19 protein-coding genes and 1 pseudogene are annotated in these 25,776 nt (G+C 65.7%); 12 read left to right on the top strand and 8 right to left on the bottom strand.

Features of this window, described 5'->3' with window-relative positions; translation table 11 throughout:
- The first annotated feature begins 109 nt into the window (after positions 1 to 109).
- The 4 genes from OKW44_RS20805 (at position 110) to OKW44_RS20790 (ending at position 5,812) form a co-directional block, all read left to right on the top strand.
- Positions 110 to 1,345 (top strand): cytochrome P450, encoded by a 1,236-nt coding sequence (locus tag OKW44_RS20805; RefSeq protein ID WP_018418107.1) that lies wholly within the window; start codon positions 110 to 112, stop codon positions 1,343 to 1,345.
- A 201-nt stretch (positions 1,346 to 1,546) separates the two neighbouring features.
- The gene (ku, locus tag OKW44_RS20800; protein WP_026225402.1) at positions 1,547 to 2,557 is read left to right on the top strand and encodes a non-homologous end joining protein Ku; all 1,011 of its coding nucleotides are present in this window, start codon (positions 1,547 to 1,549) and stop codon (positions 2,555 to 2,557) included.
- A gap of 48 nt (positions 2,558 to 2,605) precedes the next feature.
- Positions 2,606 to 5,422 carry a DNA ligase D gene (ligD, locus tag OKW44_RS20795; RefSeq protein ID WP_018418105.1) on the top strand — a complete coding sequence of 939 codons (2,817 nt, stop codon included), beginning with the start codon at positions 2,606 to 2,608 and terminating at the stop codon, positions 5,420 to 5,422.
- Positions 5,423 to 5,509: 87 nt separating this feature from the next.
- Complete coding sequence (locus OKW44_RS20790) at positions 5,510 to 5,812, top strand: hypothetical protein (RefSeq protein WP_018418104.1); 303 nt, start codon at positions 5,510 to 5,512, stop codon at positions 5,810 to 5,812.
- 25 nt (positions 5,813 to 5,837) lie between these two features.
- Here OKW44_RS20790 and OKW44_RS20785 read toward each other — a convergent pair whose 3' ends face one another.
- Complete coding sequence (locus tag OKW44_RS20785; RefSeq protein WP_018418103.1) at positions 5,838 to 6,806, bottom strand: LysR family transcriptional regulator; 969 nt, start codon at positions 6,804 to 6,806, stop codon at positions 5,838 to 5,840.
- 111 nt (positions 6,807 to 6,917) lie between these two features.
- Between OKW44_RS20785 and OKW44_RS20780 the strand changes: the two genes are divergently transcribed.
- Both OKW44_RS20780 and OKW44_RS20775 read left to right on the top strand, forming a co-directional pair.
- Entirely contained in the window at positions 6,918 to 7,934 is a 1,017-nt protein-coding gene (locus OKW44_RS20780; RefSeq protein ID WP_018418102.1) for a zinc-binding alcohol dehydrogenase family protein, read from the top strand.
- Positions 7,935 to 8,167: 233 nt separating this feature from the next.
- Complete coding sequence (locus OKW44_RS20775; RefSeq protein WP_018418101.1) at positions 8,168 to 8,716, top strand: DUF6013 family protein; 549 nt, start codon at positions 8,168 to 8,170, stop codon at positions 8,714 to 8,716.
- A gap of 69 nt (positions 8,717 to 8,785) precedes the next feature.
- On the opposite strand, the gene OKW44_RS20770 is transcribed toward OKW44_RS20775, so the two are convergent.
- Both OKW44_RS20770 and OKW44_RS20765 read right to left on the bottom strand, forming a co-directional pair.
- Positions 8,786 to 9,592 (bottom strand): ABC transporter permease, encoded by an 807-nt coding sequence (locus tag OKW44_RS20770; protein WP_018418100.1) that lies wholly within the window; start codon positions 9,590 to 9,592, stop codon positions 8,786 to 8,788.
- Positions 9,589 to 10,329, bottom strand: coding sequence for an ABC transporter ATP-binding protein (locus tag OKW44_RS20765; RefSeq protein WP_018418099.1), 741 nt, complete (start codon positions 10,327 to 10,329; stop codon positions 9,589 to 9,591). The genes OKW44_RS20770 and OKW44_RS20765 overlap by 4 nt, the downstream gene beginning before the upstream one ends.
- A gap of 170 nt (positions 10,330 to 10,499) precedes the next feature.
- Here OKW44_RS20765 and OKW44_RS20760 point away from each other — a divergent pair, with 170 nt between their 5' ends.
- Positions 10,500 to 13,010, top strand: a complete 2,511-nt coding sequence (locus OKW44_RS20760) for an AsmA family protein (protein WP_018418098.1) — start codon at positions 10,500 to 10,502, stop codon at positions 13,008 to 13,010.
- Positions 13,011 to 13,239: 229 nt separating this feature from the next.
- On the opposite strand, the gene OKW44_RS20755 is transcribed toward OKW44_RS20760, so the two are convergent.
- On the bottom strand, positions 13,240 to 13,731 hold the full coding sequence (locus OKW44_RS20755; RefSeq protein WP_018418096.1) for a hypothetical protein: 492 nt from the start codon (positions 13,729 to 13,731) through the stop codon (positions 13,240 to 13,242).
- A 113-nt stretch (positions 13,732 to 13,844) separates the two neighbouring features.
- Here OKW44_RS20755 and OKW44_RS20750 point away from each other — a divergent pair, with 113 nt between their 5' ends.
- The 4 genes and pseudogenes from OKW44_RS20750 to OKW44_RS20735 all read left to right on the top strand — a co-directional run bounded on the left by OKW44_RS20750 (position 13,845) and on the right by OKW44_RS20735 (position 18,196).
- The gene (locus OKW44_RS20750) at positions 13,845 to 14,120 is read left to right on the top strand and encodes a hypothetical protein (protein WP_204357096.1); all 276 of its coding nucleotides are present in this window, start codon (positions 13,845 to 13,847) and stop codon (positions 14,118 to 14,120) included.
- The gene (locus OKW44_RS20745; RefSeq protein WP_018418095.1) at positions 14,117 to 15,727 is read left to right on the top strand and encodes a sensor histidine kinase; all 1,611 of its coding nucleotides are present in this window, start codon (positions 14,117 to 14,119) and stop codon (positions 15,725 to 15,727) included. Before OKW44_RS20750 ends, OKW44_RS20745 begins: the two co-directional genes overlap by 4 nt.
- An 80-nt stretch (positions 15,728 to 15,807) precedes the next feature.
- A pseudogene (locus tag OKW44_RS20740) lies at positions 15,808 to 16,163 on the top strand (response regulator).
- 59 nt (positions 16,164 to 16,222) lie between these two features.
- Positions 16,223 to 18,196, top strand: coding sequence for a hybrid sensor histidine kinase/response regulator (locus OKW44_RS20735; RefSeq protein WP_018418094.1), 1,974 nt, complete (start codon positions 16,223 to 16,225; stop codon positions 18,194 to 18,196).
- Positions 18,197 to 18,319: 123 nt separating this feature from the next.
- Here OKW44_RS20735 and mscL read toward each other — a convergent pair whose 3' ends face one another.
- From mscL to mfd, 4 genes are all read right to left on the bottom strand, one after another.
- Positions 18,320 to 18,766, bottom strand: coding sequence for a large conductance mechanosensitive channel protein MscL (gene mscL / locus OKW44_RS20730; protein ID WP_018418093.1), 447 nt, complete (start codon positions 18,764 to 18,766; stop codon positions 18,320 to 18,322).
- A gap of 99 nt (positions 18,767 to 18,865) precedes the next feature.
- The gene (locus OKW44_RS20725; protein ID WP_018418092.1) at positions 18,866 to 19,900 is read right to left on the bottom strand and encodes a threonine/serine dehydratase family protein; all 1,035 of its coding nucleotides are present in this window, start codon (positions 19,898 to 19,900) and stop codon (positions 18,866 to 18,868) included.
- 89 nt (positions 19,901 to 19,989) lie between these two features.
- Positions 19,990 to 21,213 carry an acetylornithine deacetylase gene (argE, locus tag OKW44_RS20720; protein ID WP_026225401.1) on the bottom strand — a complete coding sequence of 408 codons (1,224 nt, stop codon included), beginning with the start codon at positions 21,211 to 21,213 and terminating at the stop codon, positions 19,990 to 19,992.
- Positions 21,214 to 21,383: 170 nt separating this feature from the next.
- Positions 21,384 to 24,863 (bottom strand): transcription-repair coupling factor, encoded by a 3,480-nt coding sequence (gene mfd, locus OKW44_RS20715; protein WP_018418090.1) that lies wholly within the window; start codon positions 24,861 to 24,863, stop codon positions 21,384 to 21,386.
- 121 nt (positions 24,864 to 24,984) lie between these two features.
- Between mfd and ispD the strand changes: the two genes are divergently transcribed.
- The gene (ispD, locus tag OKW44_RS20710) at positions 24,985 to 25,698 is read left to right on the top strand and encodes a 2-C-methyl-D-erythritol 4-phosphate cytidylyltransferase (protein WP_026225400.1); all 714 of its coding nucleotides are present in this window, start codon (positions 24,985 to 24,987) and stop codon (positions 25,696 to 25,698) included.
- Positions 25,699 to 25,776 lie beyond the last annotated feature (78 nt).

The raw sequence follows: 25,776 nt of genomic DNA, 5'->3' as shown, positions 1-25,776 counted from the left end.
TGAAGCCGGCGTTCGGCGCATCGCCGTAACGGGAACAGACCGAATGAATACGGTCACACGAACCCACCACCCCACACGGGCGCAACAAGACGCCCCACGGAGACAACGCATGACCCCGGCAACCGCCAGCGAGGCATCCTCCCTTGCCCGCGACTTCGATCTGCGTCATCTGAGCCCGGCGTTCTACGCCGATCCCTATCCGGTCTATCACGCACTGCGCAGCTATGAGCCAATCCGGCGCATGCCCGACGGCTCGCTGTTCCTGACGCGCTTTCGCGACGTGCAGGCGGTCTACCGCGACCCCAAGACCTTCAGCTCCGACAAGACCGTCGAGTTCCGCCCGAAATACGGCGACTCTCTCCTCTACGCGCATCACACCACGAGTCTCGTGTTCAACGATCCGCCGCGTCATACGCGTGTGCGCAAGCTGATCGCCGGCGCGCTGACCGCGCGCGCGATCGCGGCGATGGAGCCCGCGCTGACCAGGCTCGTCGACGGCCTGCTCGATGCGGCCGCGCAGCGCGGACGTATCGATCTGATCGGCGAATTCGCGTCGGCGATTCCGGTCGAGGTCATCGGCAATCTGCTCGACGTGCCGCACGATGAACGGGCGCCGCTGCGCAACTGGTCGCTCGCGATACTGGGCGCGCTCGAGCCGTCGCTGACCGACGCGCAGTTCGAGCGCGGCAATCGCGCGGTCAGCGAATTCGTCGACTATCTGCGCGGCCTCGTCGCACGACGCCGCCGCGAGCCGGGCGATCCGCAGCACGACGTGCTGACGCGGCTGATCCATGGAGAGGGGCCGGACGAGCAGCTATCTGAAGCCGAACTGCTGCAGAACTGCATTTTCATCCTGAACGCCGGGCACGAAACGACCACCAACCTGATCGGCAACGGGCTCGTCGCGCTGAGCGAGTGGCCTGACGAGCGTGCCGCGCTGCTGCGCGAGCCGGAGTTGATCGGCACCGCGGTCGAGGAGTGCTTGCGCTTCGAGAGTTCGAACCAGCTCGGCAATCGCATGGCCACCGTCGATACCGAGATCGGCGGCGTCGCGCTCGCGCGCGGCACACCGGTCACGCTGTGCATCGGCGCGGCCAATCGCGATCCCGAGCAGTTTGCCGAGCCAGACCGCTTCGATATCCACCGCGACCCGAACCGGCATCTGGCGTTCGGGTTCGGGATTCATCAGTGCGCGGGTCTGTCGCTGGCGCGGCTGGAGGCGCGGATTGCGATCGGGCGCTTCGTGCAGCGCTTCCCGGCGTATCGCGTCGATGGTGAGCCGACGCGGGGCGGTCGCGTGCGGTTTCGCGGGTTTGCGTCGGTACCGGTCCTGCTCGAGCCTTGATGCGGGCGCCGCGTGGACTGCGCACACCACGAATGCCGTAGGTTTTGCCGCCTCGTCGCAAGACTTACAACCCCATGACAGCACGCCGCTGGTTCGACCCGCTCCTGCTTTGCGCGTGGCAGCAGTGTCGAGCGCGCCGAAATGCGGGCACGCTTGCTGCTTCGCGTGATATCTCAGGGCCATGGGACAGGGGAGCGCGCGATGGCACACATGATCTGGAGGGGCGCAATCAGTTTCGGGCTCGTCCACGTACCGGTGCAGCTTTATCCGGCGACGCAGTCGGAGAAGGTCGGCTTCAATCTGCTCGACAAGCGCACGATCGATCCGATCGGTTACAAGCAGTTCAACAAGCGTACCGGCAAGGACGTGACCCGCGACAACATCGTGCGCGGCTTCGAGTACGAGAAGGATCGCTACGTCGTCCTGTCGGACGACGAAATCCGCTCGGCGAACCCCGAGTCGACGCAGACGGTCGACATCCTCGCGTTCGTCGACGCCCCCGACATCTCGTTTCTCTATCTCGATACGCCGTATTTCCTGACGCCCGACCGCAAGGGTGAAAAGGTCTATGCGCTATTGCGCGAGGCGATGACGGCGTCGGGCAAGATCGGCGTCGCGAGTGTCGTGCTGCACAACAAGCAGCATCTGGCGGCGCTGATTCCGCTCGGTCCGATGCTCGCGCTGAACACACTGCGCTGGGCCGACGAGGTGCGCAATTTCGACGAATTCAACGTGCCGCCCGAAGGCATGAAGGCCGCCGGCGTGTCGGCGAAAGAACTCGACATGGCGAAAAAGCTGATCGACGACATGAGCGAGACGTGGGACCCGATGAAGTATCACGATACTTTTCGCGACGACATCATGGCGCTCGTCGAGCGCAAGATCAAGGCGGGCAAGACCGAGGAGGTCGTCGAGGTCGAAACGCCGCACGAGTCGCGCAAGTCCGCCGACATTCTCGACCTGTCCGATCTGCTGCGCCGCAGTCTTGGCCGCGGCAAGGGCAAGCAGGCCGCCACAGGCCGCAAGCGCGCCGCCGACGAGGACGAGGATCAGAGCGATAGCGAGGCCGAGTCCGATGAAGAGGCGGCCGCGCCCGCGCGCAAAAAGCCGCGCGCGGCAAGCACGGCGCGCAGTCGCAGCGGTAGCGGCGGCAGCGGGCGCGCGACGTCGAAAACCACCGCAACGTCCCGCAAACGGCGCGCGGCGGCCTGAGCGGGCGGCCGAGCCGCCTATCGCACCAAACGCACCGGAGTCATCGCCATGAACGACCGACTCGAGCACTATCATCGCAAGCGCCGCTTCGAGGATACGCCGGAGCCGGCCGGCGCGACGACCCGCAAGCGTGCCGCGAGCAAGACCGGCAAGCGCGCGACGCGTGCCGCGCCCGATACGCTCTCCTACGTGATCCAGGAGCACGACGCGCGGCGTCTGCACTACGACTTCCGGCTCGAACTGAACGGCGCGCTGCTGTCGTGGGCGGTTCCGAAGGGGCCGAGCCTCGACCCGTCGGTCAAGCGGCTCGCGGTGCACGTCGAGGATCATCCGGTCGAATACGGTACGTTCGAGGGCGAGATTCCGCCCGGCAACTACGGCGCGGGTACCGTGATCGTGTGGGATCGCGGCACGTGGGAGCCGGCGGGCGGGGCGGCCGAAGCCGCGCGGTCGTACGCGGCCGGCAAGCTCAAGTTTCATTTGCACGGCGAGAAGCTGCATGGCGGCTGGACGCTCGTACGGAGCCACATGCGCGGCAGCGGCGACAAGGAGCAATGGCTGCTGATCAAGGAGCGCGACGAGGAAGCGCGCGACGAAAGCGACTACGACGTGCTGAAGAAGCTGCCGGGCAGCGTGCTGGCCGACGGAGCTTCGAAAGGCAGGAAAACGAAGCAATCGAAAGCGGAGACGAAAACCTCGCGCAACGGCAAGGCCACGAGCGCGGGCAAGCCGGCGAAATCCGCATCCTTGCGCCGCGCAGCCGATCCCAAACGCCCCGACATCGTCGCGACGCGCAGCACGCAGTCGCTACGCGAACTCGCCGCATCGCCATCGATCGAAGGCGCGCTCAAAGCCGCCTTGCCCGCGAGCCTGAAGCCGGAGCTGGCGACGCTCGTCGACAGCGCGCCGCCAGGCGATGACTGGCTCTACGAAATCAAGTTCGACGGCTACCGCGTGCTCGCGCGCATCGACCATGCGTCGAAGGCGAAGGGCGGCGTCGTCAGCATTCTCACGCGCAATGGCAACGACTGGACCGCAAAGTTCAGCAAGCAGATCGAGGCGTTCGCGGGACTCGACGTGCAAAGCGCGTGGCTCGACGGCGAAGCGGTCGTGCTCGATGAACGCGACGTACCCAACTTCCAGTTGCTGCAAAACGCGTTCGATGCGCATCGCCCGCAGGACATCGTGATCTATCTGTTCGATCTGCCGTTTCTGAACGGCTACGACCTGCGCGACGTGCCGCTTGAACAGCGGCGCGCGATTTTGCGGGCGCTGCTCGAAGGCGTCGATGATCGCGTGCTGCGCTTTTCGAACGACTTCGCGTTCAGCGCCGACGAGTTGCTCAAGAGCGCGTGCGACATGGCGCTCGAAGGCATCATCGGCAAGCGGCGCGACAGCAGCTATGTGTCGGGCCGCTCGCCGTCGTGGATCAAGCTGAAGTGCCGGCGCCGCCAGGAGTTCGTGATCGGCGGCTATTCGGAGCCGGGCGGCAGCCGCGCGGCGTTCGGCGCGCTGCTGCTCGGCGTCTACGACGCCGACGGCCGGCTGCAGTACGCGGGCCGCGTCGGCACGGGCTTCGACGCCGCGCTGCTGCGCTCGGTCAAACAGGCGCTCGACGCGCACGCGAGCAAGCGCATGCCATTCGCGAGCGAGCCGCGCGAGCGCAGCCGCACGCCCGTGCATTGGGTCGAGCCGGTGCTCGTTGCCGAATGCAACTTCGCCGAATGGACGGGCGACGGCATCGTGCGCCAGGCGTCGTTCGTCAGCCTGCGCGACGACAAGCCGGCGCGCCAGATCGTCAGGGAAACCGCCCGACAAGGAGCCGACGTGCAACAGCAAACCGAAACCGCCACCGCCGATACGGCGCAAACAGGCGCGCCGAAAAAGCGCGCAACCAGCAAGGCCGCCAGTGCCGCCAGGCCCGCCGCCAAGGAAAGCGCGTCCGCCCGAACCACGGCAACACGCTCGCGTGCACAGAGCGAAATCGCCGGCGTGCGCATCTCGCATCCCGATCGCGTGATCGACAAGAGCAGCGGCGCAAGCAAGCTCGAACTGGTGCAGTACTACGAATCAATCGCCGAATGGATGCTGCCTCATCTGCGCGAGCGACCCGTCGCGCTGGTGCGCGCGCCCGAGGATATCGGCGGTGAGCTGTTCTTCCAGAAGCACAGCCAGAAGCTGTCGATTCCGCACGTCACGCAGCACGAGGGACTCGATCCGGGCCATCCTCCGCTGATCACGATCGACACGCTCGCCGCGCTGGTCGGCGCCGCGCAGATGGGCACCGTCGAATTTCATACGTGGAATGCGGTCGCGTCGAATATCGAAAAGCCCGATCGCATGGTGTTCGATCTCGACCCGGACCCGTCGCTCGGCTGGGAACGCATGGTCGAGGCCGCGCAACTGACCCGCTCGCTGCTCGACGAACTGGGCCTGAAGTCGTTCTGCAAGACGAGCGGCGGCAAGGGCTTGCACGTGGTCGTGCCGCTCGCGAAGCAGGCCGGCTGGGACGAAGTGAAGGATTTCTCGCAGGCGGTCGCGCAGCACATGGCGACGACGCTGCCGCAGTACTTCAGCGCGAAGATGGGCGCGCAGAATCGCAAGAAAAAGATTTTCATCGACTATCTGCGCAACAACCGTGGCTCGAGCACGGTGGCCGCATTCTCGGCGCGCGCGCGGCCGGGGCTCGGGGTGTCGGTGCCGCTCGCGTGGGACGAACTGGAGAGCACGACGAGCGGCGATCAATGGGGTATCCGCAACGTCCACGAGCGCGTGGACGGCCTCGGAAGCGACCCATGGGCCGACTACGCAAAGACGCGTCAGCGCATCACGGCGGCGATAAAAAAACGTCTGGGCGTCGCGTGATGAGCGCTCGTCCGGGGAGCTGAATCCAACCCTCGAACGCGCCGTGCGTACTTTGCGCGCGAACGCGCTTCGCGAAGGAGCGATGCAATGAAGACCCTGCCGCAATCGACCGATGGCGACCCGCAAGCCGACCCGCACGCGAACAAGGATCCGAAGTCGTTGCAGGAAGCCGCGGCGCCGCTGCCGCATGAAGCCGACCAGCATCCCGAGTCGCAGCACGAGGACGAGCCGCGCCATGTCGGCAAGCAGGCGCATGACGACATCGAGCATGGGCAGCAGGATACCGACCGCCGCGGCGGCGGCGAGTATCAGCAACGCACGCAGAACGACGCGCATGCCGATGTGAACTCGGACCGCAAGCAGGGCGGCGCAAAGGGCGGCAAGCGCTGACGCGGCGTAGCGGGCATCGCGCCGCCTACGCGCCCGCCAGGCCAACCGGCTCGCGATCCCAATACGGCGGATCGCCAAAATGCGCGGCGACGAAGTCGATGAAGGCGAGCGTCTTCGGCGGCACGAACGCGCGGCTTGGGTACACGGCCCAGATCGCGACGTCGTCCGCGAGAGGATAGCTGTCGAGCACGCTGACGAGATTGCCGCTGCGCAGATGGGGCGCCACGTCCCACGTCGATTTCAGCGCGATGCCGAAGCCCGCGAGCAGCGCATCGCGAATCACCTCGCCGTTGTCGGTGACGAGGCGGCCACTCACGCGCACGTCGAGCGGACCGGCGGGCGTCACGAAGCGCCAGTCGCGCTGCTCCGACAGGATGATGCACTCGTGCCGCGCGAGATCCGACGGATGATGCGGCGTGCCGCGCGCGGCCAGATAGGCGGGGGCCGCGCACAGCACGCGGCGGTTGACCGCGAGCCGCCGCGCGACCAGCGACGAATCCTTCAGCACGCCGACGCGAATCGCGACATCGATTCCCGCGTCGACCAGATCGACCACCTGATCGGTCAGGCGCAGATCGACGCTGACACCCGGATAGCGGCGCAGAAACTCGCTGATCACCGGCGACACATGCTGACGCCCGAACGACGACGGCATCGACACGCGCAGCCGTCCCTGCGGTGCGGCCTGCGCGCGGCCGACCGATGCGCGCGCCGCGGCGGCCGCGTCGAGCAGCGCCTCGGCGCGCGTCATGAACACTTCACCGTCCTGGGTGAGGCTGATGCGGCGCGTGGTCCGATGCAACAAACGCGCGCCGAGGATCTTTTCGAGTTGTGCGATCCGCGCGCTCGCGACCGCCGCCGACAATCCGAACTCGCGCCCGGCCGCCGACACGTTGGCGAGCAGCGCGGCACGCACGAACAACGCGACGTCGAGCAGATCGAGCCGTTCGCGTTCGTTGGGCACGGACCGGCCGGCCCGGCTTGAATCGTCCATTATTCTGAAAAACCAAAAAATGTTTCAGCGATTATGCCTGTTTTATCAGAATAAGAATCATCGTACGATACGAGTCATGCGTCACATCAACCGAACCCCCAAGGAGCAGCCATGAAAGCCGTCGGACTCTACCGTTATCTGCCGATCGATCACGCCGAAGCGCTCGTCGACGTCGAGATGCCGAAACCCGAAGCGACCGGCCGCGATCTGCTGGTCAAGGTCGAAGCCATTTCCGTGAACCCGGTCGACACCAAGGTGCGCGCGCCGAAAGACACGCTCGAGAAGACGCCGCGCGTGCTCGGCTGGGATGCGGCAGGCACCGTCGTCGCGGCCGGGCCCGAGGTCACGCTGTTCAAGGTCGGCGATCCGGTGTTCTATGCGGGCAGCATTACGCGGCCGGGGGCCAACAGCGAGTTTCATCTGGTGGACGAACGGATCGTCGGGCACAAGCCGGCGTCACTCGATTTCACGCACGCGGCCGCGCTGCCACTGACCGCGATCACCGCGTGGGAAGCATTCTTCGATCGCCTCGGCGTATCGCCTCAGGGCGCCGACGCAGGCCGTACGGTGCTGATTTTCGGCGGCGCGGGCGGGGTCGGCTCGATCGGCATCCAGCTCGCGAAGCAGCTCGGCAAGCTGCAGGTAATCGCGACCGCGTCGCGGCCCGAATCGGCGAAATGGGCCCGGGAGTTCGGCGCGGATCACGTCGTCGATCATTTCGGCGATGTGCCCGCGCAGATGAAGGAGATCGGCATCGAGCAGGTCGACTACGTGCTGATCTTCAACGACACCGACCGTAATTTCCCGGCCGCCGCGCAACTGATCAAGCCGCAAGGCGGCGTCTGCACGATCGTCGAGAACAGCGCCGCCGTGCCCGTCGAATTGCTGAAGGCGAAGAGCGCCGCGTTTCACTGGGAGTTCATGTTCACCCGCTCGATGTTCGGCACGACCGACATGATCGAGCAGCACAAGCTGCTGACCGAGGTCGCGCGGCTCGTCGATGCGGGCACGTTGCGCACGACGCTCGGCCAGGACCTCGGCCGCATCAACGCGGAGAATCTGCGTCGCGCGCATGGGTTGCTCGAAGCAGGACGCACGATCGGCAAGCTGGTGCTGACCGGCTTCTGAGATGAAATCGACGCGCAGAAAGCGCGTCGCCGCAAGCGGGTTAACACCCGAGCCGACACGACACGCGCGGCAGCGCGCTTGGCGTTAGACTGACGACGCAGCATGCCAAAACGGTTGCGTGTCTTGCGGCGAGGCAAGCCGGTATGAACCGGCCGGCCCTCGGCAGTGCGTGAACAGTGCACAGGCAGTCGCGTCGACGCGAGCGCGCAGCGGCACAACAAGGAGGTGACAGTATGAGCTTCAGCTTCAAACTCTCCGCCGTTTCCGTTGTCGCTTCTCTCGCCTGCGCGCTCGTGCCGGCTGCTCGCGCAGCCACGCCGATCACGGTGACCAACAAGGCCGCGCTCGACGGTCCGATCCGCTACACCGTTCGCGTCACGTCCAAACAGTTCGGCAATTCCCAGGAGACCCGCACGATCCGCTCGGGCGAATCGGACGACTTCACGTGGAAGACCGTGCCGCCCGGCGGTCCGGTGCCCGGCTCGGACGCATGCCCGGACTATGCGTCGCTGCCGGTCGACGAGAATGGCGCGATGATCCGCCAGACGCAGATCCGCTTCGCGCCGGTGGTGTCGAGCGACGGCACCGCGGCCGTACAACTGAGCTTCCAGGCGCAGACGCCGCATGGCGTGAAAACCGTGACGAGCGGCGGCAAGACGCTCAAGTGTCCGAACGATATGCGCGTGAGTCAGATCGTGCGTTTCACGATGCCGGTCAACGGCACGACGAAAACGCTGACGCTGACCGACGGCACGGAGATCGCCGTCACCGCGAAGCGGTGAAGGTTCGAGCGCGCGGCATGATGGCCGCGTGCGCGGACGTAGCACGCGCTAGCGTGTCATCCTTGTACGTCATCCTTTGCGTGCCTCACGCTCGACGAGCCGCGTCGGCAAGAACTGATGCTCGGCCGAAAAGAGCCGCCGGTACGTGAGCAGCACCGCGCCCACCGTCCCCAGCGCCGACGCCGCCGCGATCAGAAACATGATGACGATCTGATAGCGCACCGCCTGCAATGGCGACTGCCCGGCCAGCACCTGACCGGTCATCATGCCCGGCAAACTGACGACGCCGACTACCGCCATCTGGTTCAACGTCGGCATCATGCCCGCGCGCACCGCCTGGCGCGCCGGCGCCTGGGCGGCCTCCCAGCGTGTCGCGCCGAGCGCGAGCGCCATGTCGACCCGGTCGCGCCGCGCGGTCAGCTCCTCGGTCATCCGCTCGATGCCGAGCGATACACCGGTCAGCGTGTTGCCGAGGATCATGCCGAGAATCGGAATCGCATATTGCGGCGCGTACCACGGATGGATGCGGATCACGACAAACAGTCCCACCGCGGCCACGAGCCACGAGCTGAGCCAGATCGACAGCACGCTGTCGGCGCGTTGTCCGGCATAGGTGCGGCTGCCGCGCTGCGCGCCGGCGAAACCGGCGATCAGCGTCATCACGATCATCAGCGGCAGCACGACGTACCAGCGAGCGAAACTGAACACCCAGCCGAGCACATAGCCGATCGCGAGCAACTGGACCACGGTGCGCACCGCCGCCCATGCGAGCTTGCGCTCGAGATCGAGCTTCAGCGCGACGGACACCGCGCCATTCACGACGATCAGCAGCGTCGCGATCGCGACGTCCCACAAGCTCAGATTCTGCAGGCTCATTGGCGGGGCTCCCGACGCTGGTCCGCGGGAGCGCGTTGGTCCGCATCGCGCCGCACGGGAGTGTGTTCTGCCAGTACGCCGGCGCGCATCGTCAGATGCCGTTCGCTCATGCGTGTTGCCTGCTCGAGATCATGCGACACCCACATCGATGCGTGAGCGCCCGGCGCGGCATCGAACCACGCCTGCACGAGCGCTTCGATCGCGCGCGACGACGCCGGGTCGAGCGATGCGGTCGGCTCGTCGAGCAACAGCACTTCGGGCGCGAGTTGCAGCACGCGGATCAGCGCGGCGATCTGCGCTTCGCCACCCGATAATTCGCTTGCGCGCTTGCCTAGAAAGTCGTCGCCGCGGCCGGCCTGCATGGCGAGCCGGGCCGCGCGCGCGCGATCGAAGCGCGCGTCGCGATATGCCCGCAGCTCAAACGGATAGCGCAGATTGTCTTCGACGCTGCCGTCGATCAGCGCGGGCCGCTGCCGGATATACGCGATTGCGCGCCGGTAGCGCGGAATCCGCACACGCTCGAGCGGCGCGCCATGCCACAGGATGCGCCCCGCATCGACCGGATCGAGCAGCGCGAGCGCGCGCAGAAACACGCTCTTGCCGGAGCCGGACGGTCCGGTAATCGCGACGCGCTCGCCGGCGCGCAGGGCGAAGGTGGTCGGCTGCAACAGCGTCTGGCCGCGCTGCGCATCGCGCCGCACGATGCCGTCGGCGAGGACGAAGGGAACATCGGTCATGGTTGGAACGTCGTGGGGAGGGTGTGCCGGTGGGAGTGTCGACAAAGCGTGCGCCATGATAAAACGACGAGGCGCAACAGCGCACGACCGACGCGGCGATTCACGCTCGCGCGCCAGGCACGATAACTGCTGCACCGTGCACAACGCAGAACAACACGCGGAGCTTTTCAATGGCAGTGTCGAGCGGCACCGGACGACGGGTCGGAAAAATCCTTGCATGGCTGCTGGCGGCGCTCGTGATCCTGATCTTCGCGCTCGTCATCTTCATCCTGACCTTCGACTGGAACCGCGCGCGGCCTTACATCGACGACAAGGTCAGCCAGGCGATCGGCCGGCCGTTCGCGATCAACGGCGACCTGAAGGTGGGCTGGCGTCATGCGGTCGGCGAAACCGGCTGGCGCGGCTGGGTGCCCTGGCCGCGCTTTTCGGCGGCCAACATCACGATCGGCAATCCCGACTGGACCAAACAGCCGCAGTTCGCGACGCTCGACGAAATCGACTTCGAGGTCGAGGTGCTGCCGCTGCTCGCGCACGACATCGTGATTCCGGCGATCAACCTCGTGAATCCGTCGGTCGATCTGGAACGTCTTGTCGACGGGCGCAATAACTGGACCTTCAAGCTGCCGTCGTCGAGCGGACCCACCGAGTGGAAGCTCGATCTGCACGACATCGCGTTCGCGAAGGGCAACATCGCGCTGTCGGATCAGCAGAAGAAGGTCGAGGTGCAGATGGTCGTCGATACGCTCGGGCGGCCGATCCCGATCGGCGACGCGCTGAAGCAGCAGGAAGCGGCCTCGCGCAGCGCGTCGGCTCAGGCGGTCGGCCGCGCGGGCGCGAGCAAGCTCGCCGCCCAGGCCGAGGCGCAGGCGGCCTCGGAGGCGAAGGCGGCTTCCGCTGCGGCGGCTTATGAAGCGGCAGCGCAGGCATCGGGCGCATCGGGCGCATCGGGCGCATCGGGCGCATCGGGCGCATCCGCGACGTCGGGCGTGGGCGTGAGTTCCGGCGTGCTCGCGACGAGCGGCGCCGCCGCCCCAGCCGAAACCACCAGCGGGAGCGCTAGCCCGGCCGCGGCTGTCTCGGGGGCGAGCGGCACCGCACCTGGCGCCCGGCGCGCGACGCCGCTTTATGCGATCGGCTGGACCGTCAAGGGCACCTACAACCGCACGCCGGTGTCGGGCAGCGGCAAGCTCGGCGGCGTGCTCGCGCTGCAAGACGCGAACCGCCCGTTCCCGGTGCAAGCCGATGTCAAAGCCGGCGATCTGCATATCGCCTTCGTCGGCACGGTCACCGATCCGGCGCATCTCGCGGCGCTCGATCTGCGTCTCTGGCTGCAGGGCAACAGCATGGCGCGCCTGTATTCGCTGACCGGCGTGACCTTGCCCGAGACCCCGCCGTACGCGACCGAGGGTCATCTGATCGGTCAGTTCAAAGCGAGCGGCAACGTGTTCACGTATGAAAACTTTACAGGACGGGTCGGCGGCAGCGATCTGAACGGTTCGTTGACCTATACCGGGCGCGAGCCACGTCCGCTGCTGCAAGGCGAACTCGAGTCGCATCTGTTGCAGTTCTCGGATCTCGCGCCGGTGATCGGCGCCGATTCGAACGCGAGCAAGGCGAGGCGCGGCGACGCGGCCGCGCAGCCGAGCAATCGCGCACTGCCGGTCGAGGAGTTCCGCACCGACCGCTGGAAGGCGATCGACGCCGACGTCAAGTTCACCGGCCGGCGCATCATCAAGAACTCGAACCTGCCGATCACGGATCTGTACACGCACGTCGTGATGACCGACGGCGTGCTGTCGCTCGTGCCGCTGAAGTTCGGCGTCGCGGGCGGCTCGCTCGCGTCGGACATTCATCTCGATGGCAGCGCGGCGCCCCTGAAGGGCCGCTTCGCGATGTCGGCGCGGCATATCAAGCTGAAGCAATTGTTCCCGACCTTCAAGACAATGCAGACCGCGCTCGGCGAGATCAACGGCGATGCGTCGCTGTCCGCGACCGGTAATTCGCCGGCGGCGCTCGCGGCGACATCGAACGGCGAGTTGAAGGCGCTCGTGACCGAAGGCACCGTGAGCCGTCTGCTGATGGAGGCGGCCGGGCTCAATGTCGCGAACGTCGTCTATGAAAAGCTGTTCGGCACGCGCGACGTGAAGATCAACTGCGCGGCCACCGACTTCGTCGCGACCGACGGCGTGCTCGAAGCGCGCGTGTTCGCGCTCGATACCGACGACGCGGTGATCAACATCGACGGTCACATCAATCTGCGCGACGAAACGATGGACCTCGGCGTGCATCCGCATACGAAGGGCTTCCGGGTTTTTTCGCTGCGCTCGCCGCTGTACGTGAAGGGCACCTTCAAGGATCCGCACGTCGGCGTCAATGCGGCCGCGCTTGCGTTGCGCGGCGGCGCGGTGGTCGGGCTCGGGCTGATCAATCCGTTCGCGGCGCTGATCCCGCTGCTTGCGCCGAGCAACAACAAGCCGCTGCCGTGCGCGCAATTGCTCGCGCAAGTGCGGCAGATGCCAAAGGCGCCGCCGCCGGGCGTCAAGCAACAGCCGAAGGCGCCGATGTCACTCGAGGGAGCGCCGGTCAACAAGTCTTCGGGCGGCGCGTCGTCGCCAGCCGCGGTGGATCGTAAGCGAGCGACGCCGTCGCCGGCGAGCGCGGCTGAATACAAGGGCAGCTGATGTTGTCGGGTTGGCCTTTGGACTGGGTGAGCTGGAGCCTCGGCGGTGGCCTGTGGCTGATCTTTCTGTGGCTGATCAGCGTGCCGCCCGCACACGAGCGCGTCGATGAAAGTAGCGCCGCTCTGACGAAGACGCCAGAGACGCGTGACGACATCAGCTGTCGAAACTGCGGATGAATGACGACTGAGAGACCCATCAGCAGCCCTGAACTTCAGGGCATCTGATCGGCCTATCTGAGCGAGCGCGGTGTGGCATCGCCCGACGCATCCTGGCGACGCACGCCGCGGCGGGTACCGATTCGTGTCGCGCCGAACTCCGTCAGAATCTTGCCGCGCGCACGGCTCGCGAACACGAGGAAGCCGAAGCCGTCGGCCTCGTACCAGTAGCCGCCGTTCTCGAGACCATCGAGCGGCTGCTCCAACGCGTTGGTAATGGATTCGATGCAGCGCCGCCGCAATTCGGCTGGTGCGGGGTAGGGCGGCTGTGCGCCGCGCACACTGCATAGAAGCACGTCGAGTCCGGGCAGCACGTGTGCATAGAGCACCGGTTCGTCCTGCGCGCGAGCCCGCGCAATCTTGGTGTCGAGTTGACCGAACGGCTTGAAATGCCGCAGAACCGCGAGGAACGACTCGTCGCCGTCCACCTTCGCGCGTCTACGCTTTTTCGGGAAGGACATAAAAATTCGCCTGAAAAAGAATTGCAAGAATCGCTGCGTCTTCATGCGACCACTCCCGGCTTTCGCGCGCCGCACGTCGATCTTTTATAGCATACGACAAGGCCGGATTCACGATGATTCGACGCTACCGCATCGCCCCACCGCCTCCCGCACGAATCATGCCGAACCGCCTCGCCGCGCGCATTCGCATCCCAGCACACCTTGTCTCCATCATAGACGCAGGCGGCGCGGAAAAAACATCCCATCCCAATAAAAAAGTCATTTTTGTGTGGTCGAGCGCTTGCTGGCGCGTCGTTGAAATATCTCCGATTCACGTCGATAATGGCCCGTCCAGCCGCGCGGCGCCCGCCTTGCAGGGCGCGACGGGTGCGCGCGAGCCCAGCCGTTCGAGTGACAGCCTGAACCACAGCCTGAACGCCCTGACGGAACCATGAAACTATTCACCAAAGGTCTGCTGCTGATCGCGATACCGAGCGTGGTCGAACTCGCGCTGCTCGGGGTCGTCTTCGATACCCAGCAGCGGACCGCGCAGGCCGCGCGATGGGTCGACAACAGCAAGCAGATCCTCTACGAGTCGTCGGCCATCGCCGATCCGCTGCTGCGTCAGGCCGCGCGCATGCGCACGGCGATGGTGACGGGCAGCGCCTCGCTGATCGACCGCCATGCGGTGTGGGTCGACATGAATGACCGGCTCGCGAAGCTCGATGCGCTCGTCGCTGAAACGCCGGCCCAGGCCGAGCGCGTGCGCAGCATGCGGCGCGCGATCGACGCGTATCGCGAACAGAGTGTCGCGATCTCGCAGGCGTTGCACGAGAAGCGCAGTCTACGCCCCTATATCGCGCTCGAAACCGGCGAGTTGCCGGAGCAGATCGCCGTGTTCCGCGACGAATTGGCCCAGTTCGGCGCGGCGGCGTCGGAGCTCGACGTCGAGCGCTCGAGCGCGCTCGGCGAGCGGCGCGAGCTTCAGCAGCGCGCGCTGATCGCCGCGGTGTTCGGCTCGATGTTGATCTGGGCGGTCACCGCTTTCGTGTTCGTGCGCGGCATCGGCCAACGCCTCGAAGTGCTGACCGATAACGCCGAGCGGCTCGGCAGCGGCCGGCCGCTCGCGGCGCCGTTGTCGGGCAGCGACGAAATCGCCGCGCTCGACACGGTGTTGCATCAGACCGATGCGCGTCTGCGCGAGGCGGAAGCCGGGCAGGAGGCGCTGAAGACGGAACTCGAAGCACGCGCGCGCGAACTGGCGGCCGTCAATGAGGAATTGCGCCAGGAAACGCAGGACAACGAGATGTTCATCTACAGCGTGTCGCACGATCTGCGCTCGCCGCTCGTCAATCTGCAGGGGTTTTCGAAAGAGCTGCACGTGTCGTGCGACGAGCTCGACGTGCTCGTCGGACAGGCTCGTCTGCCGGACAACGAAGCACGGCGCATGACGCAGATCCTCGATGGCGACGTGCGCGAGTCGTTGCACTATTTGCGCACCGCGGTCGCGCGCGCGGCGGCGATCATCGACGCGCTGTTGCGCATCTCGCGTGCGGGACGGCTCGAATACCAGTGGCAGCGGGTCAGCGTCGGGCGCGCGGTGGCGCGAGTCGTCGATGGGCTGCAAGGCACGATCGACCGGCGCGCCGCGAGCGTCACGGTGCGCGAGCTGCCGCCCGCATGGGGCGATCCGGCGGCGGTCGAGCAGATCTTCGGCAACCTGATCGGCAACGCGCTGACTTTCCTCGATCCGGCGCGCCGCGGGCGCATCGAGGTCGGCGCGCTCGCGCCAGAACCCGTCGACGAAAGCGAGCCGCGCGTGGTCCGTATGCGCACCTATTACGTCCGCGATAATGGGCTCGGTATTCCGCCCGTGTATGTGTCGAAGGTGTTTCGGGCGTTCCAGCGTCTGCACGGGGACGTCGCACGCGGCGAGGGGATCGGCCTCGCGGTGGTGCGGCGCGCGGTCGAGCGGCACGGCGGGCGCGTCTGGGTCGAATCGGCCGAAGGCGCCGGATCGACCTTTTTCGTGGTGCTGCCCGAGCAGCCGGCGCGCCTTTGAGCGCCGCGCATGCCGGCGCGGGCACTGCCGCTGCCATCCTCCCGGCGGCATGGATGACCAATCGTTGGCACGGAGAGCCTATGAATTACGCGCAAGCGGTCAGCATCGTTCTGATCGAAGACGACGACGGCCACGCGACGCTCGTCGAGCGGAATCTGGCGAATTTCGTCGTGCTGCTCGATCTGAAGATGCCGCGCGTCGACGGCTTCGAGGTGTTGCGACGTCTGAAGGAAGCCCCCGAGACCGCCGCCGTGCCCGTGATCGTGCTGACCACGACCGACGAACCGCGCGAAATCGCGCGCTGCTACGAACTCGGTTGCAACGTCTATATCTGCAAGCCGGTCGAATACGATGCGTTCATCGAGGCCGTGCGCCTCTCGGCTTTTTCCTGCAAGTGGTCAAACTGCCGCCGGGGCATCGGCTCGCGCCGCCCTGAAGCTGTCCGAAAGCCGTTCATGACAAGATGAGCACCGTACCGAGCCGGAGAGCACCTGCATGATCGAAGAAGTGTCCACGCCGCGCGCCGCCTATGTACTCGTCGTCGATGACGACGAGGGGATCTTGCGGCTCGCGCGCAAGTCGCTCGAACGCGCCGGCTGCCGGGTGACAATCTGCGCCGGCGTCGAGACGGCCCGCGAGCGGGTCGCGAGCGGCGGCCCCGATCTGCTCGTGCTCGATTATCAGCTGCGCGGGCCGGAGACCGGGCTCGATTTCTTCCGGCGTCTGCGCGCGGAGGGCGTGCGCATTCCGGCGATCCTCGTGACCGGCTTCACCGACGAGTCGCGTGTGATCGAAGCGCTGCGCGCGGGCGTGTCCGACGTGGTGCCGAAGTCCGGCGACTATCTCGACTATCTGCCAGAGGCCGTGGAGCGCGTGTTGTCTCAGGTGCGGCTGCAACGCGCGTCCGACGAAGCGCTACTGCTGCGCGATCGCGAGCTGCATTACCGCACGCTGTCGGAGACGTTGCCGCATCTCGTGCTGACCTGCGACGCGGCCGGCGATTGCGACTTCCTGTCGAAGCAGTGGTACGACTACACCGGCTTGCCCGAACATGGCTCGCATGGTCTCGCGTGGCTCGAGGCCGTGCATCGCGACGATAGCGAGCAGATCCGGCAAAGCTGGCTCAAGGCCGTCGCGGGCCGCAGCGGCGACTATCGGCACGAGATGCGGATTCGCCGCCACGACGGCGAGTACCGCTGGTTCGACGTGCGCGTGGTCGCGATGCGCGATGCCAATGGCAACGTCAGCAAATGGTTCGGTAGCTGCACCGACATCCACTCGCAGCGCGAGGCGATCGAGGAGCGCGAGCGACTGCTCGAGTCCGAGCAGGCCGCGCGCCAGGCCGCCGAAGAAGCGAATCGCGCGAAGGACCGTTTTCTCGCGATGCTGTCGCACGAATTGCGCACCCCGCTCACGCCGGTGCTCGCGGGAGCGAGCGTGCTCGAGACGATCCCGGAACTGCCGGAGCAGGCGCGTGCGAGCGTGCGCATGATCCGCCGCAACGTCGAACTGGAGGCGCGGCTGATCGACGATCTGCTCGATCTGACGCGCGTCGCGAACGGCAAGCTGCGGCTGTCGCTGGAGACCGTCGACGTACACGACGTGATCGACAGCGTGCTCGAACTCTTTCGCAGCGAAATCCAGGTCAAGCAGCAGGACGTGCATGTCGACAAGCACGCGACGCATCACTACGTGCTCGCCGATCGCGCGCGGCTGCAACAGATGCTGTGGAACCTGATTCGCAATGCCGCGAAGTTCACGCCGGACGGCGGCCATATCTATGTACGCACACGCGACGAACGCATGCAGGTGCAGATCTCGGTCGAAGACACCGGCATCGGCATCGAGCCGGAGCAGATCGGCAAGCTGTTCAATGCGTTTGAGCAGGGCGACCAAAGCATGACGCGGCAGTTCGGCGGCCTGGGTCTCGGTCTCGCGATCACGAAGGCTTTGACGGACGCGCACGGCGGCGCTGTGACCGCGCAGAGTCCCGGTCCGCATTGCGGCGCGACCTTCACGATCACGCTGCCGACCGCCGCCGCGCCGGCCACCGCGCCGCCGGTCATCGTGCCGAGCAGCGCGCAGCCGGCGAGTTCGCTGTCCGTGCTGCTGATCGAGGACCATGCCGACACCGCCGACGTGATGGCCCAATTGATGCGCGGCTTGGGTCATCAGGTGACGGTGGTCGGGCGCGTCGACGATGCGCTTGCCGCGACGCAGTTGCACAGGTTCGATCTGGTTGTCAGCGATGTCGGATTGCCCGATGGCACCGGTCTTGATTTCGTCATGGCGTTTCGCGAACATTCCGACGTGCCAGCCGTCGCGCTGACCGGCTTCGGCACCGACGAGGACGTGCGCCGCTGTTTGAGCGCGGGCTTTACATCGCATCTGACGAAGCCGGTCAATTTCGGCCAGCTCGAAGCGATGATCGAAAACGCCGCGCAGTTGAAGTGGCGAAAGGATGAGTAAGGTTCGATAAAGGGCAGCGCGCTGAAAGCAGCGTGAAAATACAAAGGCCTGTTGCGACGCCGATCGCAACAGGCCTTTTGATTTCACTGGCTCAGGCCGTCCAACCCGAGCTTGATTCGACGATTAACGCTGCTGGTTCTTCAGCGAATCGCGGATATCGCGCAGCAGCAGCACGTCTTCCGGCGTCGGCGGCGGCTCCGCCGGTGCAGGTTGCGGCTCCTTGCGCAGTTTGTTGATGAATTTGACCATCAGAAAGATGATGAACGCGAGAATGAGGAAGTTGATCGTCGCGGTAATGAACGAACCGTAACCGAACACCGCCACGCCAGCCGTCTGCAGGTCTTTATATGATTCGGGGTTGCCTTTGTAAGTGGCCGGAATATGGCCCAGGCGAACGAACAGATTGGAGAAATCGAGGCCGCCGGTAGCGACCCCGACAACCGGCATGATCAGGTCTTTAACCACGGAATTGACAATGGTGGAAAACGCGCCGCCGATAATCACACCGACCGCCAGATCCATCACATTGCCTTTGAGGGCAAATTCTTTAAATTCCTGGATCATGCTCATACATACACCTCCCTGATATGAATAGCCGAATCATACCAACCTGAAGCGGATAGGCTAGTGCTTTAGCCGCAAGGCGACAAGCGCATTTGCTGCGCGTCGCTAATGAGGAAACTGTGACTCGCTATGGCGCGCGCGCTCCAGATGCGCGGCAAAACTGACTGGGTCGATATTGGCGCCGCACAGCAGTACGCCCACGCGTTTGCCCTGCAACTGTTCGCGCAGCGGTCCGAGCAGTGCGGCCGTGGCGGCCGCGCAAGCCGGCTCGACCGCGAGCTTCAGCTGATTGAACAGGATCAGCATCGCCTCGCGCAACTGGTCGTCGGACACGGTGACGATCCGATCCACATGGCGGCGGCACAGCTCGTAGCTGTATTGCTCGGTATGCGGCGACATCAGCGAATCGGCGATGCTGTGCATATGGCCCATTCTGACCGTATGGTTGGCGGCAAAACTCTTGCTCATCACGTCCGAGCCTTCGGGTTCGACGCCGTACACGTGCATGTTCGGATTCGCGAGCCGCAGCGCGGTGGAGACCCCGGCCGCGAGTCCGCCGCCGCCGATCGGCACGATCACCGCTTCGAGGTCGGGCGTTTGCGTGGCCCATTCGTAACCGAGCGTCGCCGAGCCGAGCACCGTGCGATAGCCGTTGAACGGATGCACGAAATAGCGGCCTTCCTCGGCCTCGACGCGGCGCACCAGTTCGAACGCTTCGGCCAGATCTTCCGCATAGACGATGTCGGCGCCGTACTCGCGGCACAACGCGACGCGGGCCGGATTTGCCGCGCTGAACAGCACGACCTTAGCGCTGACGCCGAGCCGCATCGCCGCATAGGCGACCGCCACCGCGTGATTGCCGCCCGACACGCAGGTGACACCCGCGCTCTTCTGCGCGTCGTCGAGCGCGAGCAGGTTCGTGAAGGCGCCGCGTGCCTTGAAGCTGCCGCCCGCCTGCAGCAGCTCGAACTTGAAATTGACGACTGTGCCGCGCAGCGACGAGAACTCGAGCCGGTCGAACACCGGCGTGCGCGCGACCCACGGCGTCAACGCGAAGTGCTGCGCGGCGATGTCGTCGAGCGTGGGGATCGGCTCACCGTCGATCGTGTGATCCGTGTGCTGCTGCATGGCGCTGGACATGGCCGTCGCTCCGGAGTCGTCGATGTCGCTGAGACCGATGGCTCGGCGCGCAGGTTCACTGCGGCTGCGCGCCGCTGCAACGAAACGGGCTAAGCGACCTCGACCGACATGCTGTGGATGAACTTGCGCAAGAAGCGCTCGCACGCGACGAGCTGCTCGAGCTCGACGAATTCGTTCGCCTTATGCGCCTGCTGGATGTCGCCGGGGCCGCAGACGATGCTCGGAATCCCCGCGTTCGAAAACAGGCCGGCCTCGGTACCGTATGCGACCTTGCGCTTGTCCTGGTCGGCCGTCAGCGCGCGTACGAGCTGCGTGATCGCGGCCTGTTCAGACGAATCGAGTCCGGGCGCCGCGGCGATCTTCGTGATCTCGATCGCGGCCGACGAATGCTCGCGCAGCATTTTCGGCAGCAGCGTTTCGCGCGCGTAGCTGTCGATGCGCGCGAAGATCTGCTCGGGATCGAGCGTCGGCAGATTGCGGAACTCGAACTGGAACTGGCATTCGGCCGGCACCGTGTTGATTGCGTTGCCGCCCGTGATCGTGCTGGTCTGCGCGGTGCTGAACGGCACGTCGTACAGTTCGTCGAAGGGGCCTTGCGCCCGGAACTGGTCGGCCATGTCGCGGATGTAGCAGATCAGGCGAGCCGCGTACTCGATCGCGTTCAAGCCCTTCGGCGTCAGCGACGAATGTGCGGCCTGGCCGCGTACGCAACACTGATACGCGTTGATGCCCTTGTGCGCGATGATCGGGCGCATGCTGGTCGGCTCGCCGACGATGCAGCCGTCCGGCTTCACGCCGCGCTTCATCAGATCGGCGATCAGAAGCGGCGCGCCGACGCAGCCAACTTCCTCGTCGAACGACAGCGCGAAGTGGATCGGCTTCGCGAGCTTCGTGCGCTGCATGTCCGGCACGAGCGCGAGCGCCGTGCCGATGAAGCCCTTCATGTCGCAGGTGCCGCGGCCATAGAGCTTGTCACCGCGAATCTCCGGCTTGAACGGATCGCTGTCCCATTGCTGGCCGTCCACCGGCACGACGTCGGTGTGGCCCGACAGCACGACGCCGCCGTTCGTTTCGCCGTCGTGCGCGGGAATGGTCGCGAACAGGTTCGCCCATTTGCCGCCCTTGCCATGCGTCAGCGTTGCTTCGATACCGACCGCGCGCAGCTCGTCGCGCACGGTTTCGATCAGGCCGAGGTTTGGATTGCGGCTCACCGTGTCCATCGACACGAGACGGGTGACCCAGGGCAGAGATATCGGAGAAGCAGAGGAGGCGGAGGACTGCAACGATTGCGCTGTTTCAGCGACGTGAGACATGACAAGACTCCAGCGTTTTGTGTCTATCGATCATATCCCAAATTGCATTTTCGCAAGGATGTCCAAAAAGCCGGGCTCGCGTCGGCGCAGCGCAGCATCGATGCAAAAAACGGGGGACGTCCCCCCGTTTTCTGCGCTTTTCAGGAGCCTGTGCGCGCAGCGTGCCGCGCTCAGCGAGCAGCCGCCGCCGCCGTGCCGCGGCTCGGCGAACCGAGCGCGCGCAAGGTCTCCTTGACGGTCGCGACGCGCACCGCGAGATCCGGGCTGCGCGTTTCGATACGCAGCTTGTCCTGACCCGCGAGCTTGATGTGCTTGTGCTTCTGCACCATCTCGATGATCCGCATCGCGTCGACGGGCGGATTGGGGATGAACTGCAGGCCGATCACCGCTTCACCGGCATCGATCTTCGAAATGCCGAGCGGCTTCGCGGCGAGCCGCAGTCGATGCGTCTCCACCAGCGCATGCGCCTGCGGCGGCAGCTTGCCGAAACGGTCGATCAGCTCTTCCTGGATGCCGTCGATCGAATCGTTGTGTTCGCAGTTCGCGAGGCGCTTGTACAGCGACAGACGTTCCTGCACGTCGCCGCAATAGTCCGACGGCAGGATCGCCGGCGAATGCAGGTTGATCTCGGTGGTCGCGGCGAGCGGCGCGGTGAGGTCTGGCTCCTTGCCGTTCTTGAGCGCCTTCACCGCGTCGTTGAGCATGTCGGTATAAAGCTGGAAGCCGATCTCGTGAATCTCGCCCGACTGCTTGTCACCGAGCACCTCGCCGGTGCCGCGAATTTCGAGGTCGTGCATCGCGAGATAAAAGCCCGAGCCGAGTTCCTCCATCTGCTGGATCGCTTCGAGCCGCCGTTGCGCCTGCTTGGTGAGCCCCTGCGGATCGTGCACGAGCAGATACGAGTATGCCTGGTGATGCGAGCGGCCGACGCGGCCACGCAGCTGATGCAATTGCGCGAGGCCGAACTTGTCGGAGCGGTGGATCAGGATCGTGTTCGCGCTCGGCACGTCGATGCCGGTTTCGATGATCGTCGTGCACAGCAGCACGTTCGCGCGTTGCGCGACGAAGTCGCGCATCACCCGCTCCAGTTCCCGTTCGTGCATCTGTCCATGCGCGACCGCGATGCGCGCTTCGGGCACCAGCTCTTCGAGCATCTGCCGGCGATTCTGGATCGTCTCGACTTCGTTGTGCAGGAAGTAGACCTGGCCGCCGCGCTTCAACTCGCGCAGCATTGCTTCGCGAATCACGCTGTCTTCCTCGCGCCGCACGAAGGTCTTGATCGCGAGGCGCTTTTGCGGCGCCGTTGCGATCACCGAAAAATCGCGCAGGCCTTCGAGCGCCATGCCGAGCGTACGGGGAATCGGCGTCGCGGTCAGCGTCAGCACGTCGACTTCCGCGCGCAGCGCTTTCAGCGCCTCCTTCTGACGCACGCCGAAGCGATGCTCCTCGTCGATGACCACGAGCCCGAGCCGCTTGAACTGCACGTCGGACGACAGCAGCTTGTGCGTGCCGATCACGATGTCGACCGCGCCTTCGTTGATCTGCCGGATCGCCGCGTTCACTTCCTTGGTCGACTTGAAGCGCGATAGCTCGGCGATGCGCACCGGCCAGTCGGAGAAGCGATCGCTGAAGGTTTGCGTGTGCTGTTCGGCGAGCAGCGTGGTCGGCGCCAACAGCGCGACCTGCTTGCCGCCCATCACCGCGATGAACGCCGCGCGCAATGCGACCTCGGTCTTGCCGAAGCCGACGTCGCCGCACACGAGCCGGTCCATCGGCTTGCCGCTCGTCATGTCGCCGATCACGGCCGCGATCGCGGCGGCCTGGTCCGGCGTTTCCTCGAAACCGAAGCTCTCGGCGAACTTCACGTAGTCCTTCGGTTCGAGCGCGAACGCGTGGCCCTCGCGGGCGGCACGGCGGGCGTACAGGTTGAGCAGCTCGGCGGCGGTGTCGCGGATCTGCTGCGCGGCCTTGCGCTTGGCCTTTTCCCACTGGCCCGAGCCGAGCGAATGCAGCGGCGCGCTTTCCGGATCGGCGCCGCTATAGCGCGAGATCACGTGCAATTGCGCGACCGGCACGTAGAGCTTGCTGTCGCCCGCGTATTCGAGGTGCAGGAACTCGGTTTCGCCTTCGCCGAGATCCATCGTCACGAGACCCATGTAGCGGCCGATACCGTGCTGCGAATGCACGACCGGGTCGCCGACCTTCAGCTCGGACAGATCGCGCACCATCGAATCGACGTTGCTCGCCTGTTCCTGGCGGCGGCGTCCCGCGCGGCGCGCGAGCGGCCCGTACAGCTCGGTTTCGGTGATGATCGCGATGCCGTCGCCCGGCAGCGCGAAGCCGTTCGCGAGCGGCGCGACGCCGAGCGAGAAACGCGCGTCGCTCTTGAGCCAGTCGGCGAAGCTGTCGGCCGAGGCGGGCCTCAGCTGGTTGTCGGCGAGCAGTTGCAGCAGCGTCTCGCGGCGGCCCGCCGATTCGGCGGCGAACAGCACGCGGTTCGGCGTCGTGGTCAGATACGCGCGCAGCGCCGAGACGGGATCGTCGGCGTGACGATCGATCGCGAGGTTCGGCAGCGCGATCGACCAGGCGCCGTCGCCGTTGGTGGGCAGCACGAGCCGTGCGAACGGTTTCGCGAACGTGAAGAAATCCTCATCCGACAGGAACAGCTTCTGCGGTTCGAGAATCGGCCGGTCGCGGTCGTGCGACAGGAAATTGAAGCGCTGCTTCGTGTCGTTGGTGAAGCGCCGGATCGCCGCGTCCAGATCGCCGACGAACGCGAGTTGCGAACCGTCGGGCAAGTAATGGAAGAGGGTGGCCGTCTCCTCGAAGAACAGCGGCAGATAGTATTCGATGCCCGCCGACGGCACGCCGTTGCCGATGTCTTTATAGATCGACGCGCGGCTCGGATCGCCCTCGAAAGTCTCGCGCCAGCGGCTGCGGAAGGCGGTGCGCGCGGCCTCGTCGAACGGGAATTCGCGGCCCGGCAGCAGGCGCACGTCCTTGACCGGATAGACGCTGCGCTGCGTGTCGGGGTCGAACGCGCGGATCGAGTCGACCTGGTCGTCGAACAGGTCGATCCGGTAGGGCAGTGGCGAGCCCATCGGGAACAGATCTAGCAGCGAGCCGCGCACGCAATATTCGCCGGGACGCACCACCTGGCTCACGTGCTCGTAGCCGGCTAGCGTCAGCTGCGCCTTCAGTTTCGCTTCGTCGAGCCGCTCGCCTTGCGAGAAGGAGAACGTGTAGGCGGCCAGAAACGATGCAGGCGGCATCCGGTACAAGGCCGTCGTGGCCGGCACGAGCAGGATGTCGCAGCGGCCTTCGCCGAGATCGTGCAGCGTCGCGAGTCGCTCGGACACGAGGTCCTGGTGCGGTGAAAACGTGTCGTAAGGCAGCGTCTCCCAGTCGGGCAGGAGGCGCACGCGCGCGTCCGGCGCGAAGAAGCCGATTTCCTGCGACAGCCGCTGCGCGTCGACCGCGCTTTCGCAGACCACCGCAAGCAGCGGCGTCTTCTCGCGATACGCGAGATGGTAGCGGGCGATCAGCAGGGCGTCGGACGAACCGCGCGTGCCGTCGAAGGCGAAACGCTGGCCGGCCTTGACGAGCGCGACGGGCGGGGAGGACTGCGAGGATGCGGCGATATCTGGCATAAAGGAGAAAAAGGGCGGCTCGGGGCTCACGCGACGGCCAAGTTTACGCGTGTACGGGCGTGGAAGCGAAGGACGTATTATAAAATCCGTCCTTTACTTTGACCTGGCGGCATCCGCACTCGTGACTTCCCGTCTCTTTGCCCTGATCCCGTGCGCGGGCACCGGCAGCCGTTCCGGCGCCGCGATGCCCAAGCAATACCGCACTGTCGCCGGCCGCGACATGCTGCATTACTCGCTCGCCGCGTTCGACGCGTGCAGCGAATTCACGCAGACGCTAGTCGTCATCGCGCCCGACGACCAGCACTTCGACGCCCGCCGCTTCGGCAATCTGCGCTTCGCGGTGCGTCGCGTGGGCGGCGCGTCGCGCCAGGCGTCGGTGCTCAACGGTTTGCACGCGCTCGCCGAGTTCGGCGCCCACGACGGCGACTGGGTGCTCGTGCACGACGCGGCCCGGCCGGGCATCACGCCGGCGCTGATCCGTACGCTGATCGGTTCGCTCAAGGACGATGCGGTCGGCGGCATCATGGCGTTGCCGGTCGCCGATACCTTGAAGCGTATCGACCGCGCGTCGGCCGATGACCGCATCGCCCATACCGAAGCGCGTGACGGCTTGTGGCAGGCGCAGACGCCGCAGATGTTCCGCATCGGCATGCTGCGCGAGGCGATCTTGCGCGCGCAGGCCGACGGCCACGATCTGACCGACGAGGCGAGCGCGATCGAATGGTCGGGCCACGCGCCGAAGCTCGTGCAAGGCAGCCTGCGTAACTTCAAGGTCACGTATCCGGAAGATTTCGATCTGGCCGAGGCGATTCTGAGCCGCCCCGCCGGTTCGTGATACCGCGCCTGGCACATTGGAAAGATTTAGAAAGGCTTTAAAGAGGCTTTAAAACCTTCAGCACTTGAGGACGTGACG

The organism is Paraburkholderia lebeckiae (assembly GCF_050436325.1).
Lineage (GTDB): Bacteria > Pseudomonadota > Gammaproteobacteria > Burkholderiales > Burkholderiaceae > Paraburkholderia > Paraburkholderia tuberum.
This window is presented reverse-complemented; position numbering and strand designations above follow the sequence as displayed.